Annotated in this window: 19 protein-coding genes; 13 read left to right on the forward strand and 6 right to left on the reverse strand. The window is 67.9% G+C overall.

All coding sequences use genetic code 11. From position 1 onward, the window contains the following. Positions 1-8: 8 nt before the first annotated feature. The 3 genes from IB275_RS18915 (at position 9) to IB275_RS18925 (ending at position 2,454) form a co-directional block, all read left to right on the forward strand. Positions 9-959 carry a LysR family transcriptional regulator gene (locus tag IB275_RS18915; protein WP_192294898.1) on the forward strand — a complete coding sequence of 317 codons (951 nt, stop codon included), beginning with the start codon at positions 9-11 and terminating at the stop codon, positions 957-959. 113 nt (positions 960-1,072) lie between these two features. Beyond that, positions 1,073-1,816 carry an SDR family oxidoreductase gene (locus IB275_RS18920; protein WP_192294899.1) on the forward strand — a complete coding sequence of 248 codons (744 nt, stop codon included), beginning with the start codon at positions 1,073-1,075 and terminating at the stop codon, positions 1,814-1,816. Then, positions 1,813-2,454 carry a cupin domain-containing protein gene (locus tag IB275_RS18925; RefSeq protein WP_151187613.1) on the forward strand — a complete coding sequence of 214 codons (642 nt, stop codon included), beginning with the start codon at positions 1,813-1,815 and terminating at the stop codon, positions 2,452-2,454. Before IB275_RS18920 ends, IB275_RS18925 begins: the two co-directional genes overlap by 4 nt. On the opposite strand, the gene gcvA is transcribed toward IB275_RS18925, so the two are convergent. Then, positions 2,443-3,375, reverse strand: a complete 933-nt coding sequence (gcvA, locus tag IB275_RS18930; protein WP_192294900.1) for a transcriptional regulator GcvA — start codon at positions 3,373-3,375, stop codon at positions 2,443-2,445. The two genes, IB275_RS18925 and gcvA, sit on opposite strands and share 12 nt — an antisense overlap. A gap of 179 nt (positions 3,376-3,554) precedes the next feature. Here gcvA and IB275_RS18935 point away from each other — a divergent pair, with 179 nt between their 5' ends. From IB275_RS18935 to IB275_RS18945, 3 genes are read left to right on the forward strand one after another with little or no spacing between them, the layout of a single operon-like run. Further along, the gene (locus IB275_RS18935) at positions 3,555-4,328 is read left to right on the forward strand and encodes an SDR family NAD(P)-dependent oxidoreductase (RefSeq protein WP_192294901.1); all 774 of its coding nucleotides are present in this window, start codon (positions 3,555-3,557) and stop codon (positions 4,326-4,328) included. Positions 4,329-4,342: 14 nt separating this feature from the next. Continuing rightward, positions 4,343-4,678 carry a carboxymuconolactone decarboxylase family protein gene (locus IB275_RS18940; protein WP_192294902.1) on the forward strand — a complete coding sequence of 112 codons (336 nt, stop codon included), beginning with the start codon at positions 4,343-4,345 and terminating at the stop codon, positions 4,676-4,678. 58 nt (positions 4,679-4,736) lie between these two features. Further along, the gene (locus IB275_RS18945; protein ID WP_151187616.1) at positions 4,737-5,813 is read left to right on the forward strand and encodes a flavin monoamine oxidase family protein; all 1,077 of its coding nucleotides are present in this window, start codon (positions 4,737-4,739) and stop codon (positions 5,811-5,813) included. Here IB275_RS18945 and IB275_RS18950 read toward each other — a convergent pair. Further along, positions 5,803-6,792, reverse strand: a complete 990-nt coding sequence (locus IB275_RS18950; protein ID WP_192294903.1) for a zinc-dependent alcohol dehydrogenase family protein — start codon at positions 6,790-6,792, stop codon at positions 5,803-5,805. The two genes, IB275_RS18945 and IB275_RS18950, sit on opposite strands and share 11 nt — an antisense overlap. 169 nt (positions 6,793-6,961) lie before the next feature. On the opposite strand from IB275_RS18950, the gene IB275_RS18955 reads away from it, so the two are divergent. From IB275_RS18955 to IB275_RS18965, 3 genes are all read left to right on the forward strand, one after another. Then, a complete protein-coding gene (locus IB275_RS18955) occupies positions 6,962-7,852 on the forward strand; it encodes a LysR family transcriptional regulator (protein WP_192294904.1) in 891 nt (296 codons plus the stop codon). 62 nt (positions 7,853-7,914) lie between these two features. Then, a complete protein-coding gene (locus IB275_RS18960; protein ID WP_192294905.1) occupies positions 7,915-8,475 on the forward strand; it encodes a GNAT family N-acetyltransferase in 561 nt (186 codons plus the stop codon). Continuing rightward, positions 8,462-9,145 (forward strand): helix-turn-helix transcriptional regulator, encoded by a 684-nt coding sequence (locus IB275_RS18965; protein WP_192294906.1) that lies wholly within the window; start codon positions 8,462-8,464, stop codon positions 9,143-9,145. Before IB275_RS18960 ends, IB275_RS18965 begins: the two co-directional genes overlap by 14 nt. On the opposite strand, the gene IB275_RS18970 is transcribed toward IB275_RS18965, so the two are convergent. The 4 genes from IB275_RS18970 to IB275_RS18985 form a co-directional block, all read right to left on the reverse strand. After that, entirely contained in the window at positions 9,134-10,021 is an 888-nt protein-coding gene (locus IB275_RS18970) for a sterol desaturase family protein (protein ID WP_192294907.1), read from the reverse strand. The genes IB275_RS18965 and IB275_RS18970 overlap by 12 nt on opposite strands. A 119-nt stretch (positions 10,022-10,140) precedes the next feature. Then, positions 10,141-10,518, reverse strand: a complete 378-nt coding sequence (locus IB275_RS18975; RefSeq protein ID WP_192294908.1) for a cytochrome c — start codon at positions 10,516-10,518, stop codon at positions 10,141-10,143. A gap of 39 nt (positions 10,519-10,557) precedes the next feature. Next, positions 10,558-11,685, reverse strand: a complete 1,128-nt coding sequence (locus IB275_RS18980) for an MFS transporter (protein WP_192294909.1) — start codon at positions 11,683-11,685, stop codon at positions 10,558-10,560. An 86-nt stretch (positions 11,686-11,771) separates the two neighbouring features. Continuing rightward, positions 11,772-12,629: a LysR substrate-binding domain-containing protein gene (locus IB275_RS18985; RefSeq protein WP_192294910.1), complete on the reverse strand. Its 858-nt coding sequence runs from the start codon at positions 12,627-12,629 to the stop codon at positions 11,772-11,774. 111 nt (positions 12,630-12,740) lie between these two features. On the opposite strand from IB275_RS18985, the gene phnD reads away from it, so the two are divergent. From phnD to psrA, 4 genes are all read left to right on the forward strand, one after another. Then, positions 12,741-13,613, forward strand: coding sequence for a phosphonate ABC transporter substrate-binding protein (gene phnD, locus IB275_RS18990; protein WP_192294911.1), 873 nt, complete (start codon positions 12,741-12,743; stop codon positions 13,611-13,613). After that, a complete protein-coding gene (gene phnC, locus IB275_RS18995; protein WP_192294912.1) occupies positions 13,610-14,410 on the forward strand; it encodes a phosphonate ABC transporter ATP-binding protein in 801 nt (266 codons plus the stop codon). The genes phnD and phnC overlap by 4 nt, the downstream gene beginning before the upstream one ends. Then, complete coding sequence (phnE, locus tag IB275_RS19000) at positions 14,407-15,225, forward strand: phosphonate ABC transporter, permease protein PhnE (protein ID WP_192294913.1); 819 nt, start codon at positions 14,407-14,409, stop codon at positions 15,223-15,225. Before phnC ends, phnE begins: the two co-directional genes overlap by 4 nt. 225 nt (positions 15,226-15,450) lie before the next feature. Beyond that, a complete protein-coding gene (gene psrA / locus IB275_RS19005; protein WP_192295080.1) occupies positions 15,451-16,539 on the forward strand; it encodes an iron-containing alcohol dehydrogenase PsrA in 1,089 nt (362 codons plus the stop codon). Positions 16,540-16,592 lie beyond the last annotated feature (53 nt).

The following is a 16,592-nucleotide window of genomic DNA, read 5'->3' on the forward strand; positions in this document are numbered from 1 at the left end:
GGAGCCCTATGGATCTGTTCGATAGTCGCCAGGCCGACGAACTCGCCACCCTCCTGGCGCTTGCCGAGCACGGCTCCTTTGCCGCCGCCGGCCGCGCCCTGCAACGCCACCCATCGGTGCTGTCCAAACGCCTCGGCGCGCTGGAGCAACGCCTGGGCGTGCGGCTGGTGGAGCGCACCACCCGCCAGCTGCGCTTCACCGACGAAGGCCAGCGCCTGGTGGAACGCCTGCGCCAGGCCGCCAGCCTGATCGCCGAAGCCCAGGACCAGGCCACCCGCAGCGCGGCGCAGGTCCAGGGCCGCCTGAAACTCGCCGTGCCGGCCGCCATGGGCCGGCTGTGGCTGAGCCCGATCCTCTCCCGTTTCGTCCTCGAGCACCCGCAGGTGACACTGGAAGTGGAGTACTCGGAGCGCTTCGTCGACCTCATCGCCGAAGGCTTCGACGCCGCCATCCGCATCGGCGAGCTGGCCGACAGCCGACTGCTGGCCCGCCGGCTCTGCGACCTGCGGCGCATCCTCTGCGCAGCACCCGACTATCTGGAGCGCCACGGCACCCCGCGAGCGCCGGCTGAGCTCGCCGCCCACAACTGCCTGGGCTTCACCGGCCTGCACTCCTGGCCGGACTGGAAGCTGGCCAACGGCAACCGGCAGCAGACCGTCCGCGTCAGCGGCAACCTGCACAGCAACGACAACGAGGCCCTGCTCTCGGCGGCGCGCTTGGGCGTAGGCATCCTCGCTGGCGGCGAATGGCTGATGAAGCACGACCTCGACGCCGGTCGCCTGGTGCGGGTGCTGCCAGACTGGCAACTGGACGCCGCCGCCGGCATCTACTTCGTGCGCCCTTCGGCGCGCTACAGCTCGGCCACCAGCGAAGTGTTCAAGGCATGGATCGAGGCGCAGTTCGCCGACGGTGCGCCATGGGAGATCGGGCCGGACACCCAGCCCTCGCCCCCGCGATAAAGCTTTTCTTTGCCGGGCGCGAAGATTTAATCGGTCGCGGCCCTGCCCGCCCCTGTCGATCATGGTTCCTGCGCCGGACTCGCACCGGTTGCCCCACTCGACAGGAGATTTCCATGCTCAAAGGCAAGACAGCCCTCATCACCGGCGGCAGTTCCGGCATCGGCCTCGCTACGGCCCGCCTGCTCCTCGACAACGGCGCCCGCGTCGCCATCACCGGACGCGACACCGCAAGGCTGGCCGCCGCCCGCAAGGAGCTCGGTGCCGACCTGCTTACCCTGGCCTGCGACGTGCGCTCGCGCGAGCAGTTGCAGGAGATGGCCGGCGAAGTCCGCAATGCCTTCGGCGCCCTGGACATCTTCTTCGCCAACGCCGGCGTCGCCTACGGGACGCCGTTGGCGAGCACCACCGAAGAGCAGTACGACGGCCTGATGGACATCAACCTGAAGGGCCTGTTCTTCTCCGTGCAAGCCGTGGAGCCGATCCTGCGCAACGGCGGCTCGATCATCCTCAATACCTCCTGGCTCAACCAGGTGGGCACGCCCGGCCGCGCCCTGCTGTCGGCATCCAAGGCAGCGGCGCGCTCGCTGGCCCGCACACTGTCGGCGGAACTGCTGGAGCGGCAGATCCGCGTCAACGCGGTCAGCCCCGGCGCCATCGAAACGCCAATCCACCGCAGTCCGGGGCAGACCGAAGAGGACTTCCGCGCATACGCCGAGCGTGTCGGCCGCCAGGCGCCAATCGGACGCATGGGGCGCCCCGAGGAAATCGCCGCCGCGGTGCTGTTCCTCGCCAGCGATGCCTCCAGTTACATGCTCGGCGCGGAAATCCTCGTCGATGGCGGCAGGGCCGAGCTGTGATTCCCGAACGCCTCCACGACGACCTGTCGCAACGGGCGATCCGCCACGGCGCCGCCCAGCCCTGGATCGCCTCCCCGCAGCCCGGCGTGGAGCGGCTGCCGCTCTATCGCGTGGGCGGCGAGCGTGCCCGTGCCACCAGTCTGGTGCGATACGCACCGGGCAGCCGCTTCCCTGGCCACGGCCATCCTGGCGGCGAGGAATTCCTCGTGCTGCAAGGGACCTTCGAGGACGAGCACGGCCGCTACCCGGGCGGCACCTATGTGCGTAACCCGCCCGGCAGCCGGCACTCGCCGGGCTCGACCGAGGGCTGTGTAATCTTCGTCCGCCTGCGGCAATTCCCCGACCATGACCACGAACAGGTCGTCGTGCCGACGCTACCAGGCCATGGCCAGCCGCTGTTCGAAAGTGACGATGAGCGGGTCTGGCTGCAGGTCATCGAACCCGGTGGCCACTGGCGACACGCCAATCCACGTGGGCTGGAAGTACTGGTCCTGCAGGGCTGGATGACGCTCAGCGAGCTGCGGCTGCATCCCCTGAGCTGGATGCGCCTGCCTCCCGGCATGGAGCTGGCCGGCGTGGCGGGCAACCGGGGCGCCTGCCTGTGGGTGAAGGACGCGGCGCCCGACCTAGGCTTCTGACGCCAACGCCCCGGCCTCGCCGAGCACCCAGTCGCGGAATGCCCGCACCTTGGGCAGCTCGCCGCACTCCGGGCGATAGACCACGTAGTAGGCCTGGGTCAACGGGCAATCCAGGCCCTTGTCGGCGAAGGGGCGGATCAGCCGGCCCGCCGCCAGGTCGTCGCGCACCATCACGCTGCGTGCCAGCGCCAGTCCCTGCCCTTCCATCGCCGCCTGCAGCACCGCCGCCGAGTTGTTGATGCGCAGCCCGTGGTTCGCCTTGATCTGCGGGTAGCCCGACGCATCCAGCCACATGCGCCAGGTCGGGTAATCCGGCTCGTTGGCCATCGACAGGTCATGGATCAGCATGCTGCCCTCCAGCGCCGCGGCAGAGAGCGTTCCGCCCATGAGCTGTGCGAAGTCCGGCGAGCACACCGGGAACATCACCTCGTCCATCAGCCGCACCGCCGTCAGACCGGGCCATTTTCCGCCGCCATAGCGCACGCCGACATCGATTCGCTCGGCCTGGAAGTCCACCGAACGCGCATTGGTGTCCAGCAGCACATCCAGGTCCGGATAGGCCTGCTGGAAGCGCTCGATGCGCGGCAACAGCCACTTGGCGGCAAAAGCCGGGCTGACGGTGATGGTCAGCCCGGCGTGCACACCGGCGTCCTTCAGCCGCGCTAGCCCCACCGTCAACCGTTCGAAGCCTTCGCGAATATCCGGCAGCGCCGCGCGTGCCGCATCGGTCAGCACCAGTCGCGCACTGCCGCTGCTCGCCCGGGCGAACAAGGCAATGCCCAACCACGACTCGAGATTGCGTACCTGCTGGCCGACCGCGGCCGGGGTGACGTTCAGCTCCGCCGCCGCAGCGGAAAAGCTCTGGTGCCGCGCCGCCGCATCGAAGGCGCGCAGTGCATTCAGGTAGGCCGGTGTGGTCATGGATAGTTTTTCTATTCCGCCAGCGAAGAACTTCTGCGTTGTTTCCGCCCCGGCCCGGTTCGACAATGCGTACCAGGCCGGAGCCACTTGAAGCCTGAAAGATAGCAGATACGGCATCCCCAGACAGGCTCCGGCGATCAACAGCAGCTTTCCTCCCTGACACAACGAGGACTCCCACCATGAATAGTTTTTCTAACAAGGTTGCCATCATCACCGGCGGCGGCTCGGGCATCGGCAAGGAAGTCGCGCGGCGACTGGTCGAGGCCGGCGCCAGCGTCGTCATCGGCGGCCGCGACGGCGTCAAGCTCAATACAGCGGCCCGCGAGATCGACCCCAGCGGCCAGCGTGTGCGCACCCTCGCCGGCAGCATCGCCGACCCGGCCACCGCCCAGGCGCTGGTCGACCTGGCGCAACGCGAATTCGGCGGCGTCGACGTCCTCATCAACAACGCCGGCATCTTCACGCCCAAGCCGTTCCTGGAGGTCAGCCCGCAGGAGTACGACGCCTTCCTCGATACCATCCTCAAGGGCAAGTTCTTCATGGCCCAGGCAGCGGCCAAAGCCATGCTCCAGCGCGGCGGCGGCGCCATCGTGCAAACCGGCTCGCTGTGGGCCATCCAGGCCATCGGCGCCACGCCGTCGGCGGCTTACTCCGCCGCCAATGCCGGCGTGCATGCGCTGACCCGTAACCTGGCCATCGAACTGGCCAGCTCGAACATCCGCATCAACACCGTGGCCCCTGCCGTAGTGGAGACCCCTGTCTACGGCAGCTTCATGGATGCCGAGCAGGTCAGGCAGGTGCTGCCGACCTTCAACGCCTTCCACCCGCTGGGCCGCAACGGCCAGCCGGGCGACGTGGCGGCGGCGATCCTGTTCCTCGCCTCCGATGAGGCCTCGTGGATTACCGGCACCGTGCTGCCGGTGGATGGCGGCGTGACCGCCGGACGTCAATGAAAGGAGAACAGAACATGATGAACTGGAACGACTACTTCACCAGCCTGATCGAACGCGTCGGCGAGTTCGCCGGCCTGGCCCCGGCGACCATGCGCGGCCTGAACACCCTGGGGAACTTGCCAGCCACGCACCTGGAGCCCAAGGTGCATGAGCTGATCGCCCTGTCGGTGGCCATCACCACCCGCTGCGATGGCTGCATCGCCACCCACGTACAGGCGGCGCTCAAGCACGGCGCAACCCGCGAGGAAATCGCCGAAGCACTGGGTGTGGCCATCGCGCTGAACGCCGGCGCCGCTCTGACCTACACGGCACGGGTGTTCGACGCCGTGGCGGCGTTCGACAAATCCTGAACGAGCCGGGGCGCCAGATGGCGCCCCGGTTGCGAATCGACCCGAGCGGAGAGCCCTGATGTCCTCACGCAAGATCGCCATTGTCGGTGGCGGGCTGGCCGGCCTGTACGCGGCCTATCGCCTGCAACGGCTGGGTATCGACTGGGAGCTGTTCGAGGCGCGCCCGCGCCTTGGCGGGCGCATCCTGTCAACGCCGGCTGGCGGCATCGACCTTGGCCCGACCTGGTTCTGGCCGGATTGCCAGCCACGCCTGCAAGATCTCGCAAGCGAGCTGGGGCTGGAAACGTTTGCGCAATATGAAGACGGCGATGCGCTGATCGAGCGCTGGGGTACCCAGGTGCAACGCCGACCGGGCTACACCTCCGGGAACCTCTCGCTGCGCATCGAAGGCGGCACCGGCCGCCTGGTTCAGGCGTTGGCCGAGCGCTTGCCCGCGCAACGGCTTTTCCTGCACAGCGAACTGCAACAGATCGTGCTCGAGAACAGCGGCGCGCGCCTGAGCCTTGCCTGCTCCGGCCCCGTGCGGGAAGGTTTCCGCGCCGTCTGGCTCGCCATTCCGCCGCGCCTGGCGGCCCGCCTGCATTTTACCCCGGCGTTGCCGGCCGACGTGGTGAAGAGGCTCGTCGAAGTACCGACCTGGATGGCCTCCCACGCCAAGTACGTGGCCCGCTATGCGCGGCCGTTCTGGCGTGAGTCGGGGCTCTCCGGCGACGCCTTCAGCGGCACCGGCCCGCTCGCGGAGGTACATGACGCCGGCCACGCGGGTGGCGCCGCGCTGTTCGGCTTCCTTGGACCGAGCGCCGCACAGCGCCGGGCGCTGGATGGCCCGGCGCTCATGGCGGCCTGCCGTGCGCAGCTGGTCCGGCTGTTCGGCGAAGCGGCTGCGCACCCCATCGACGAAAGCCTGCAGGACTGGGCGCAGGAGCCACTGACTGCCACCGAGGACGACCAGATTGCGCCACGCTGGCACGGTCTGCAGGACCTGACCGGCCTGCTGGACAGGCATTCACAGCATCGCCTGCGCCTGATCGGCAGCGAAGCCGGTGGCGAGCAGGCCGGCTACATGGAAGGCGCGCTGCTGGCTGTCGAGCGCGCCGTCCAGGCACTGCCGTCGGATGAACGCCTCAGACCGTGACGACGATCTTGCCCACTTGCTGGTTGGCTTCGAGGAAGCGATGGGCGTCCTGGATCTGCTCCAGCGGGAAGGTTCGCGCGATCACCGGGCTCAGCGCGCCGGACTCCAGTCCCTTGACGATGAACGCTTTGGCGCGCTCCAGCGCCGCCGGGTCGGCAACGATCTCGGCGTAGAGGTAGCCCTTCAGCGTCAGGCTCTTGCCCAGCACGGTGAACAGCGGGAAAGGCGTCGGTTCCGGGCTCAGCGCGCCGTACTCGAGGAGGATGCCGCCCCGCGCCATGGCCTGGGTGAGCACCTCGAAGCCGGGGCCGCCGATCGGGTCGAACACCACGCGCGCGCCCTGCCCTCCGGTCAGCGCCATCACCTGTTCGACGATGTCCTCGTCGTCACTGACGATCACATGACTGGCGCCAGCTTCCAGCAATGCCTGCTTCTTGGCCTGGGTGCGGGTCACGGCAATCGAGGTGGCGCCGACCATGCGGGCGATCTGGAACGCTGCGAGACCGACGCTGCTGGATGCCGCCGTGACCAGCACGAACTCGCCCCGGGACAGCTTCGCCTGCTCCACCAGCGCGCCCCAGGCAGTGACGTACTGCATCCAGGACGCCGCGGCCTGTTCGAAACTGAGGTTCTGCGGATGCTTCACCACCAGGTGCGCCGGCACGTTGGCCACTTCTCCGTAGGTGCCCCAGCGGGCGATATCCAGCGGCGGGATCAGGCTCACTGCATCGCCCACCGCGACCGCCTTCACGGAGCTGCCCACCGCACTCACCACACCGGCCGCCTCGTAGCCCAGGCGACTGGGGAACTCGGCTTCCTGCAGGTAGGCGTGGTTGCGGAACATCACTTCGGCGCGGTTCAGGCCGATGGCCTTGACCGCGATCTGCACCTCGTCCGCTGCCGGGGCGGGCAGGTCCACCGCCTCCAGCTTCAGGACGCTGGCGTCACCGTATTGGTGGATTCTGACAATGCGGGCCATGGAAACCTCTCTTCAGAGCTGGGGCCAGCGTGAAAGCGCAGGCCGGAATGGGAGTGTAGAAAGTCGCGGCAGCAGTGCTCGACCGTTCGCGACAGGGGGAAAATCTAGGCGTTGGCTGGGCTCGGATAAAGGCCTAGGATGGCCAGACACTTGAAACACAGGGTTTGCAATGGACCGTCTCGAACAGATGGCCATCTTCGTCAGGGCAGTGGAGCTGGGCTCCTTCAGCGCGGTGGCCGAAGAGCTGCAGATGTCGTCGCAACTGGTGGGCAAGCAGGTGAAGATGCTCGAGCAGCACCTGGACCTGTCCCTGCTCAACCGAACCACGCGGCGGCAGAGCCTCACCGACTTCGGCCGGGCCTTCTACCAGCGCGCCAAACTGATCCTGGCGGACATGGAGGCGGCGGAAAGCCTCGCCGCCGTCACCCGTGGCACACCCAGCGGGCGGCTGCGGATCAACGCGCCGGTGACCTTCGGCATGCGCGTCCTGTCGCCACGCCTGCTCGAGTACATGGTGCGCTACCCGCAAGTGGCGGTGGACCTGACGCTCTCCAACGACCTGGTGGACCTGGTCAACGACGGCTACGACGTGGTTTTCCGCATCGGCGAACTGGCCGACAGCCGCCTCAAGGCCGTGCCACTGGCGCCCTACCGGCTCGTGCTGTGCGCCGCGCCGGCGTACCTCGCACGGCGCCCGGCGATCCGCACTCCCGAGGACCTGAGCCAGCACGAATGCCTGGGCTTCGCCTTTTCCGATGGCCGCTCCAGCTGGACCTTCGATGGGCCGGACGGACGCATCGAGGTGCCGATTACAAGCCGTTTGACGATCAATCAGGGTGACCCGCTGCTGGCAGCGGCGGTGGCCGGGCTGGGCGTGGTGCTGCAACCCCAGGAGCTGGTCGGTGACGCGTTGCGCAGTGGCACGCTGGTGCAGCTGCTGCCGCAATACAGCGTGCCGACCTCGCCGATGCACATCCTCTACGCCCCGGACAGGCGCCTCACACCCAAGCTGCGCAGCTTCCTCGACTTCGCCATCGCTGTTTTCGGCCGTCCGGCCTGAGGCCGGCTGGTCAGCCGCCCCCAGGAACGGCAGACTGTCACGCAAGCTTCGAGGAACCTGCCATGGACAGCCAACCCACACCCACTCTGCGCACCGCTCGCCTGTTGCTCACGCCGATCAAGCTGGCAGACGCCGAGCTCATCCAGCGCCTGTTCCCGCATTGGGAAGTGGTGCGCTACCTGGACCGCCGAGTGCCCTGGCCCTACCCGGCCGACGGCGCGCTGACCTATGTGCGTGACGTGATACTGCCGGCCATGGCCAGTGGCGAGGAATGGCACTGGATGATCCGCCTCGCTGGCGAGCCGGACGATGGCATCGGCAACATCTCGCTGTTCGATCAGCCGGGCAATCACCGCGGCTTCTGGCTGGCGCCCGCCTGGCAGGGGCACGGCTACATGAGCGAGGCCTGCGAGGCGGTCAGCCGCTTCTGGTTCCAGACCCTGGGCCGGCCGCTGCTGCAGGTGCCCAAGGCCGTCCCCAATGAAGGCTCGCGGCGCGTCTCCGAACGCGAGGGCATGCGTCTGGTGGGCCGCGACGAAGGTCACTTCGTCAGTGGCGTGCTGCCAAGGGAAACCTGGGAGCTGACGCGGGAAGAGTGGCTGGGACGCCATGCAGACGACTGAGCGCGCCTGGCAGGGCGAACTCTGGCTGGGCGCGGACTTCTGCCTCGTCGCCGGCACCACCGGCCATGCGCGCCCCCACGCCCACTACGCGCACCAGTTGCTGATGGCCTGCGAAGGTGAAGTGAACGCGCTGATCGACGAGCAGCCGCAGCAGGCTGCGCTGCTGGTGATCGCCTCCAACCAGCGCCACGCGATCCTCGACAGCGACCAGCGCGCCGTCACCCTGTTCGCCGAGCCGCTGGCGTTCGGGCTGGCCGATCTGGAGCAGCTTTGCCGGCAGGCCGGGCCCGACCTGCAGAGGCTCACATCAGGCCTGCGCGAACTGCCGCGCCGACAGCTCGACCCACGCCTGAAGAAAGCCCTGCAACGCATCCGCACGCTGGACGACGGCGCCCTGCCCGCCCAGGCGCTGGCCGAGGCAGCCTCACTCTCGCTGAGCCAGCTGGAACGGCTGTTCAGCGGCACGCTGGGCCTGTCGGTGCGCCGGCTGGTGCTCTGGCAACGGCTGCGCCAGGCACTGCGGCTGGCCATGGCCGGCGACAGCCTGACCACTGCTGCCGTCACCGCGGGCTTCGCCGATTCCGCGCACTTCTCCCGCAGCGTGCGCAGCCAGTTCGGCATCCGCGCCGACCTGACACTGCGCCAGCTGAAGCTGCGCCTACTCGACTAGCAGGCGACGCAATTCCGTCGGCAACGGTGCCGGGGAGTGCGTTGTATCGATGCGGCGAAACGGCTCGGCCAGCTGATCGAAGTACGCCATTGGGTAGTCAGGGCGGTCGCCGATCCCCAGGTCATCCTCCGCCAGCGCGTAGTCAGGCAGATGCAACGCAGTGCCCAGCAGGCGATCCCAGAAGCTGAAGAACAGCGCGAAATTCACGTCCCCTGCCGTGCCGTATTTCAAGTGGTGCAGGCGATGCAGCGGCGCCCAGGCAAACAGGTGGCGCAGCGCGCCGATGCGCATGGCCACATTGCTGTGCTGCAGCAACAGCTGGATAGCGATGGCGAACGCCAGCAGCGCCGCGACCTCCACGGGAATACCCAGCAACAGCAGCGGCAGCGTGCCGCCGAGGGCTTCCAGCATCTGGTGCAGCGGATGCTTCATCAGCCCGTTGAAGCCATACATGCGCGTGACGCTGTGGTGCACCGCATGCAGGCGCCACAACAGCGGCGAACGGTGGCTGGCGTAGTGCACCAGGGTGATGCCGAGGTCGGCGATCAGCAGCGCCGCCAGCAATTGCAGCGCCAGTGGCCAATCCGTTGGCCACAGTTCGAAGTGCGGTAACCACAGGGCCATCAACGGAATCGCCGCAATGCCCAGCGCATTCAACGTCTCGTTGACCAGCGCGTGGATGAGATCGCGGGCGCCGTCGCCGCGACTCTCGTTCCAGCCTGCGCAATAGGGCCAGAATCGCTCGGCGAGAAAGGCCAGCAGGATCGCCAGCGGCAACAGCGCCGGCAGGCACAGCAGCGAGACGCCTTCACCGACCAGGTACAGGGCCAGGCCGATGAAGCCGAAGAAGAATGCAGGGGCATAGAGGTATCGCATGAGGCAGCTCCAGTACGGTGGGAGCCGCCAGTGTTCCCGCCGAGCCACAAGCCGCGCTTGAACAATCCGCGCATTCGGCGCCGCCATCGCGCGCGGATTTCCGTGCCCCACGGGCAGCCTCAGCGACTCTTGGAAATCACCCCGACCATGTACTGGCTCAGATCGCGCAGGTCATCGATGTTCCAGGCGTGCGGCGGCAGCTTCACGCCATTCTCGCGCAGGGTCCGGGGGATCAGGCTGCCGTTGGGGCGCAGGACCACCGAAGACACGATGACGCCCGGATAATCACTCAGTCGCTTCTTGAACGCGGGCGTCGTGAGATCGGGCGTGGGCGGGTTGCTCTTACGGGCCAGCGGCCCGGTCGCTTTGATGTCTGCACCGTGGCAAACCGCGCAGCGCTGGGTGAAGAGGTTCTTGCCGTTGAGGTTGTTCGCGAGGGCTGGCGCTGACTGCGCGAGCGACAGAATCCCGGTCAGACCGATGAATAATGCTTTCACTTTCCTGCTTCCTTGCCGTGCCAATCCATCCTGATTCAATCAACGTCGCCAGGCACAGCCCAGCGCGCTGAGCGCCAGTATCGCAGCCGCACCCGCGTAGGCCCAGAGCGCCGGCACCTGCGGCAGCAGCACGCCGGCCAGGATCGGCCCGAGCCCCGCACCGATATCGCGCCACACCGCGTTGCCCGCCAGCGCCTGGATACGCGCCTGCGGGTTGCGCTGCGCCACCAGCGTGACCACCAGTGGCAGCTGCAACGCGCGCAGCACCAGCACGAAGAAGGCACCGACGAACAGCCAGTAGCTGCCGAACATCAGCAGCGCCAGCGAGGTGGCCAGCGACAGCACGACCAGCATGCGCAGTGCGCCGAAGCGATCGGCCAGGCGCCCGCCGAAGGGGCTGAAGAGCATCTCGCTGAGATACCGCACCGCCATCAGCACACCGGCCACCAGCACGCCGGTGCCGCCCAGGTGAGTCTGCGCGTAGAGCGACAGGCCGAAGATGAACAGGCCGTCGAGGGTCACGCCTTCGATGAAGGACCAGGTGGCGATGCTGTCCGGCAGGCGCAGGCGGCGGCCGCTATTGGAAGGGATGTCGTGCCCCCTGTCGGGCAGCGCGCGGGCACGCCAGAGGCCGCACAGGGCGCTGACGCAGAGGACGAAGAAGATACTGCGCGGGCCCAGCGACTGGGCCATCACCGCGCCCAGCGGGAGGAACAGCATCGGCCCGATGGAGAGGGTCGCCCGCGAGCGCCCGGCGCGGCGTGCAGCGCCCTGTGCTTCAGCGGTGGCGAGGGTCTGGGTACTGAGGTTGAACGTGGCGAAGCACAGGCCCCAGACCAGCCTAAGGACCAGCAGCGCGGCGAAGCCGGACAGGGTCGCGTTGCCCAGCGCACAGGCCGCCGCCGCGAAGGCCGCAAGGCTGCACGCGGCGCGGTCGCCGTAGCGGCCGTAGAAGCGCACCACCCAGCCATAGCCGACGATGCGCACCAGCCGGTTGGCCGCCAGCAGGATGCCCGCCTCCACCAGGGTCACACCGAAATCGGCAGCGTACATCGGCAGCAGCAGGTACAGCAGCACGTCGCTGGGCAGGCACAGGCTGAGTACCTGGGCGGAGTTGCGCGAATCTCGGTCGGCTCGCTGCAGGGCAGGCGCGGAAGCGGACGACATGACAGCCTCGTGACAACGACGGGGGCCGCAGGATAACCCGCGCCCCGCCCCGCAGGACAAGCCTTACGCCGGCGCCGGTAGCTGTGCTATTGCGCGAGCGAGCGCAGGAAGGAGGCGATCACCTGGCTGCTGCGGCGCTCGGCGAGGTAGTACAGGTAGGTCTCGGTACACACCGGGTCGCCACTGATGCGGATGGCCTTCAGCCGCGGGTCGGCGATGTACTCCGCCTCGGACACCACACCAATGCCGATGCCACGGATCGCCGCCTCCCGCAGGGCTTCGCGACTGCCGATCTCCATGGCGATGCGCGGCGTCACGTCGGCCTTGTCCAGCTCGCGCTCCAGCGCCACGCGGGTAGTCGAGCCCTGCTCGCGGCGCAGCAGCGGCTGGCCCTGCAAGGCTTGCAGGCGCACCTCGTGGTTACGCGCGAACGGGTGGTCGATGTGGGCGAAGAGGATCACCGGATGGCGCGCATACAACTGCGCGACGAACGCCGGATCGTCATGCAGCCCGGCGAGCACACCGACGTCGGTGACATAGTTTTCCAGGTCGGCCAGCACCGAGGCCGAGTTGCCGATGCGGATCGACACGTCGATCTGCGGGTAGTCGCGGCGGTACAGGTCGACCATCTCGATCACATGGAACGGCCCCACCGCGCCGACCTTCAGCTGTCCGCGGTTGAGCTGGCCGGAATCGCGCAGCAGGTTGGTCGCCTCGGATTCGAGCATCGACATCTGCTGGGCGATGGGCAGCAGCGCGCGGCCCACGGCGGTCAGCTCGATGCGCCGGCCACGGCGGTGGAACAGCTCCACGTTGAACTCGCGCTCCAGGCCCTGGATCTGCGTGGTCGCGGTCGGCTGGCTGAGGCCGATGGCCCTGGCCCCGGCGCTGAAGCTGGCGTGGCGGGCCACGGCGAGGAAGGTGCGCAGGCGGGCGGTGGACATCCATAGCTCCTATCAATGGATTAGTGCTTTAACCCATATTGATTTGATGGCGTGACTGTCACATGACAGCCCTAGCTTTGGCGCTACCGAACACAACCTCCGGGTAACGCCATGACTTCGCTGACCAGACTGTTCCGCTTCGCCGTGCTGCCGCTCGCCTTCGCCTCCGCCCTGGCTTCCACTGCCCAGGCGCAGGACGCCCTCACCGTCGGCCTGATCCCCTCCGAGGATTCCCAGGCCATGATCAAGAGCAGCCAGCTGGTCCTCGACCAGTTGCAGGAGCGTCTGGGAATGCCGGTGAAGCCCTTCGTCGCCACCGACTACAACGGCGTGATCGAAGCGCTGCGCGCCGGCAAGCTCGACGTCGCCTACCTCGGCCCGTTCTCCTACGTGCTGGCGCATCAGGTCGCCGGCGCCGACGCCTTCGCCGTGGCGGTGACCAAGAAGACCGGCACCAGCGCCTACCACAGCCTGATCATCGCCCGTCAGGACAGCGGCATCCGCAGCCTCGACGACCTCAAGGGCCACACCTTCGCCTTCGTCGACCCCAGTTCCGCCTCCGGCCACCTGTTCCCCAAGGCTGGCCTGGAGCAGTCCGGCCATGACCCGAAGGCGCTGTTCTCGCGCGTGATCTTCTCCGGTTCCCACGACGCCAGCATCCTCGCCGTGGCGAACCGCAAGGTGGACGCCGCCGCCGTGGCCGACCGCATCCTCGCCGGCGCCATCAGCTCGGGGCAGGTCAAGCAGGACGACATACAGGTGGTGTGGAAGTCCGACGACATCCCCGAATCGCCCATGGTCTGGCGCAAGAACCTCGACCCGGAACTGCAGCAGAAGCTGGTCGCCGCGTTCGCCTCGATCAAGGACGTGCCATGGGGCGACCAGGGCCAGCTCAATGGCTTCCAGCCCACCAACGACGCCGCCTACAACGTCGTGCGCGACACCGCCAAGGTGCTCGACCTCGACCTGCGGAGCCTGAAATGATCCGCGTCGCCCAACTGACCAAGGGCTACGGCGACAACCCGGTGCTGCGCGGGATCGACCTGCGCATCGAGGCCGGCGAGTTCGTGGTGATCCTCGGCCAGTCCGGCGCCGGCAAGTCCACCCTGCTGCGCTGCATGAACCGCCTGGCCCAGGCCGACGGCGGCGAATTGCAGGTGGCCGGCGTCGACGCCATGCAGGCGCGCGACCAGCGCGAACTACGTCGGCGGGTGGCGATGATCTTCCAGCACCACAACGTGGTGCCGCGCCTGTCGGTGTTGAAGAATGTGCTCACCGGGCGCCTGGGCTGCGTCGGCACCCTCGCCTCGGTGCTGCAGCTGTTCAGCCGCGACGACGTCGCCCTGGCCCGCGAATGCCTGCGCCGGGTGGAGCTGGAGCACAAGGCGGAAGCGCGCACCGATTCCCTCTCCGGCGGACAGATGCAGCGCGTGGGCATCGCCCGTGCGCTGGCCCAGCGGCCGCAGGTGATCCTCGCCGACGAACCGGTGGCCAGCCTCGACCCGAAGACTGCGCAACTGGTCATGCACTACCTGCGCGAGGCCACCCGCAAGCTGGGCATCACCGTGGTGTGCAACCTGCACCAGGTGGACCTGGCGCGGGAGTTCGGCGACCGCATCGTCGGCCTCGCCAACGGCCGTCTGGTGTTCGACGGCAGCCGCGAACAACTGGATGACGACGCCCTGCGGCGCATCTACCAGCAACGTCCGAGCAGCGAGGCAACTGCCTACCAGACCGCCGCCCGCGCGGTCTACGCCAGCGAAACAGGAGCCGGAGCATGAACCTGCGCAGCCACCACTGGATGGTCGAGACGCCGCACACCAAGCGCGGCTGGCTGAGCACCGGCGCCGCCGTGCTGGCGGTGCTCTACCTGTTGCACTGGAGCGCCGAGGGCGCACAGCTGAGCTGGAGCGAACTGGCCAGCGGCCTGCCGCAGATCGGCGACTTCCTCAGCCGCTCGCTGCCGCCGGACCTGAGCATCCTGCCGAGCCTCTGGGGCCCGGCGCTGGAGACCCTGCAGATCGCCCTCTGGGGCACCCTGCTGGGCATCGTGCTCGCCGTGCCGCTGGGCTTTCTCGCCGCACGCAACCTGCACGGCAACCGCTGGCTGTACCTCGCCACGCGCCAGCTGCTCAACGTCATCCGCAGCATCAACGAACTGATCCTCGCCCTGGTGTTCGTCTCCGCCGTGGGCCTGGGGCCCTTCCCCGGCGTGCTGGCCCTGGCACTGCACGGCGTGGGCATGCTCGGCAAGTTCTTCGCCGAGAGCATCGAGGAGATCGACCAGGGCCCCATCGAGGCGCTGCAGGCCACCGGTGCGCGGCCGTTGCAGGTGATCGTCTTCGGCGTGCTGCCGCAGGTGATCACCGCGTGGATCGCGGTGGTGCTCTACCGCTTCGAGGTCAACCTGCGCTCGGCCACCGTGCTCGGCATGGTCGGCGCCGGCGGCCTGGGCTTCGAGCTTGTCAGCAGCCTGAAGCTGTTCAAATACCAGGAGACCGCCACCTGCATCGTCGTCATCACCGTCATGGTGGTGCTTGCCGACCTGCTCTCGAACCGCCTGCGCCACGCCATCCAGGGTAAAGGGCGGCACTGACCGCCCGGCACCTGCCTCTCCCTTCCGCCCCAACCCCCTGCCGCGTGCGCCTGCTATTTCAGCCTGGAGGGCGCGCGCCGGGCAGGCGCACGCCCGGAGTTTGCACAAATGCCCGCACCCGCCGTTATCGGTCTGGCCGATGCCCACCTGCGATCAATCGATTGGAACGAAACCGAAGAGGCCCCGAGCATGGCCGCACGTTCAAACAACAACAAGGAACTGCCCATGCCTGCCCGATTCCATAATCCGGTCGCCACCGTTTTCGGCGGCGGCAGCCTGGACCACATCGCCGAGTTGTGCGAAGGCAAGGTCGCCCTGGTGACCTTCCCCGAAGCTGCGCAGCTGGGGCTGATCGACCGTGTTCGCAACCTGCTCGGCGACCGCCTCGCCTACGTCATCGACAACGTGCAGCCCAACCCCGACGTCGCCTGGCTGCGCGATGTGCACGAGCGCTTCTGGCGTGAAGCAGCCGACTGCAGCACCGTCTTCGCCCTCGGCGGCGGCAGCGCCATCGACACCGCCAAGGCTCTGATCGTCGGCACCGCATCCGGGCACTTCGACGAACTGCTCGATCTGCTGGCCGCCGGCAAGCCCTTCACTCCGGCGCGCAGCAAGACACTGATCGCCGCGCCGACCACCGCCGGCACCGGCAGCGAAGTCACGCCCTGGGCGACCATCTGGGACGCGCAGCAGCAGAAGAAGTATTCCCTGCACCTGGACTGCACCTGGCCCAAGGTCGCGCTGATCGACCCGGACCTGATGCTCAGCGTGCCCGCCGGGGTGACGGTTTCCACCGGGCTGGACGCGCTGTCCCACGCGCTGGAATCGATCTGGAACCACAACGCCAACCCCATCTCCGACACCTTCGCCCTCTCCGCCATCGAGGACATCCTCGACTGCCTGCCACGCCTGCAACAGGACCTTTCCAACCGCGAACTGCGCTCGCGCATGGCCCTGGCCGCGCTGAAGGCCGGCATGGCCTTCTCCAACACCAAGACCGCGCTCGCCCACTCCATCTCCTATGAGATGACCCTGCGCCACGGCCTGCCCCACGGCATTGCCTGTTCCTTCACCCTGCCGCTGGTTCTGGGCCTGGCCTGGGGCCGCGACGCCGACCGCGACCGCACCCTGCAGCGGGTGTTCGGCCACGACCTTGCCGGCGCGCAGAAGCGCCTGCGTGAATTCCTCCATCGCCTCGGGGTCAAGACCGAGTTCGGCGACTACGGCGTGACTGCCGCCGAAGCCGAAGCGATGATCGACTTCGCCATGCAGGGTGCCCGCGGCCGCAACTTCATCGGCTCACAGGCCGCCTGACGCCGCTCCTCACCGGGCGGCCCTGGCGGCCGCCTTTTCCTGTTGCACCGAAT

The sequence above is a fragment of the Pseudomonas sp. PDM21 genome (genome assembly GCF_014852505.2).
Classification (GTDB): Bacteria; Pseudomonadota; Gammaproteobacteria; order Pseudomonadales; family Pseudomonadaceae; genus Pseudomonas.

Coding starts and splice junctions, on each gene's coding strand:
- phnC (WP_192294912.1), top strand. CDS start 13,610: ATGATCCGCGTCGCCCAACTGACCAAGGGCTACGGCGACAACCCGGTG.
- IB275_RS18985 (WP_192294910.1), bottom strand. CDS start 12,629: ATGTCCACCGCCCGCCTGCGCACCTTCCTCGCCGTGGCCCGCCACGCC.
- phnD (WP_192294911.1), top strand. CDS start 12,741: ATGACTTCGCTGACCAGACTGTTCCGCTTCGCCGTGCTGCCGCTCGCC.
- IB275_RS18965 (WP_192294906.1), top strand. CDS start 8,462: ATGCAGACGACTGAGCGCGCCTGGCAGGGCGAACTCTGGCTGGGCGCG.
- IB275_RS18945 (WP_151187616.1), top strand. CDS start 4,737: ATGTCCTCACGCAAGATCGCCATTGTCGGTGGCGGGCTGGCCGGCCTG.
- IB275_RS18960 (WP_192294905.1), top strand. CDS start 7,915: ATGGACAGCCAACCCACACCCACTCTGCGCACCGCTCGCCTGTTGCTC.
- phnE (WP_192294913.1), top strand. CDS start 14,407: ATGAACCTGCGCAGCCACCACTGGATGGTCGAGACGCCGCACACCAAG.
- IB275_RS18980 (WP_192294909.1), bottom strand. CDS start 11,685: ATGTCGTCCGCTTCCGCGCCTGCCCTGCAGCGAGCCGACCGAGATTCG.
- psrA (WP_192295080.1), top strand. CDS start 15,451: ATGCCTGCCCGATTCCATAATCCGGTCGCCACCGTTTTCGGCGGCGGC.
- IB275_RS18950 (WP_192294903.1), bottom strand. CDS start 6,792: ATGGCCCGCATTGTCAGAATCCACCAATACGGTGACGCCAGCGTCCTG.
- gcvA (WP_192294900.1), bottom strand. CDS start 3,375: ATGACCACACCGGCCTACCTGAATGCACTGCGCGCCTTCGATGCGGCG.
- IB275_RS18940 (WP_192294902.1), top strand. CDS start 4,343: ATGATGAACTGGAACGACTACTTCACCAGCCTGATCGAACGCGTCGGC.
- IB275_RS18920 (WP_192294899.1), top strand. CDS start 1,073: ATGCTCAAAGGCAAGACAGCCCTCATCACCGGCGGCAGTTCCGGCATC.
- IB275_RS18955 (WP_192294904.1), top strand. CDS start 6,962: ATGGACCGTCTCGAACAGATGGCCATCTTCGTCAGGGCAGTGGAGCTG.
- IB275_RS18935 (WP_192294901.1), top strand. CDS start 3,555: ATGAATAGTTTTTCTAACAAGGTTGCCATCATCACCGGCGGCGGCTCG.
- IB275_RS18970 (WP_192294907.1), bottom strand. CDS start 10,021: ATGCGATACCTCTATGCCCCTGCATTCTTCTTCGGCTTCATCGGCCTG.
- IB275_RS18915 (WP_192294898.1), top strand. CDS start 9: ATGGATCTGTTCGATAGTCGCCAGGCCGACGAACTCGCCACCCTCCTG.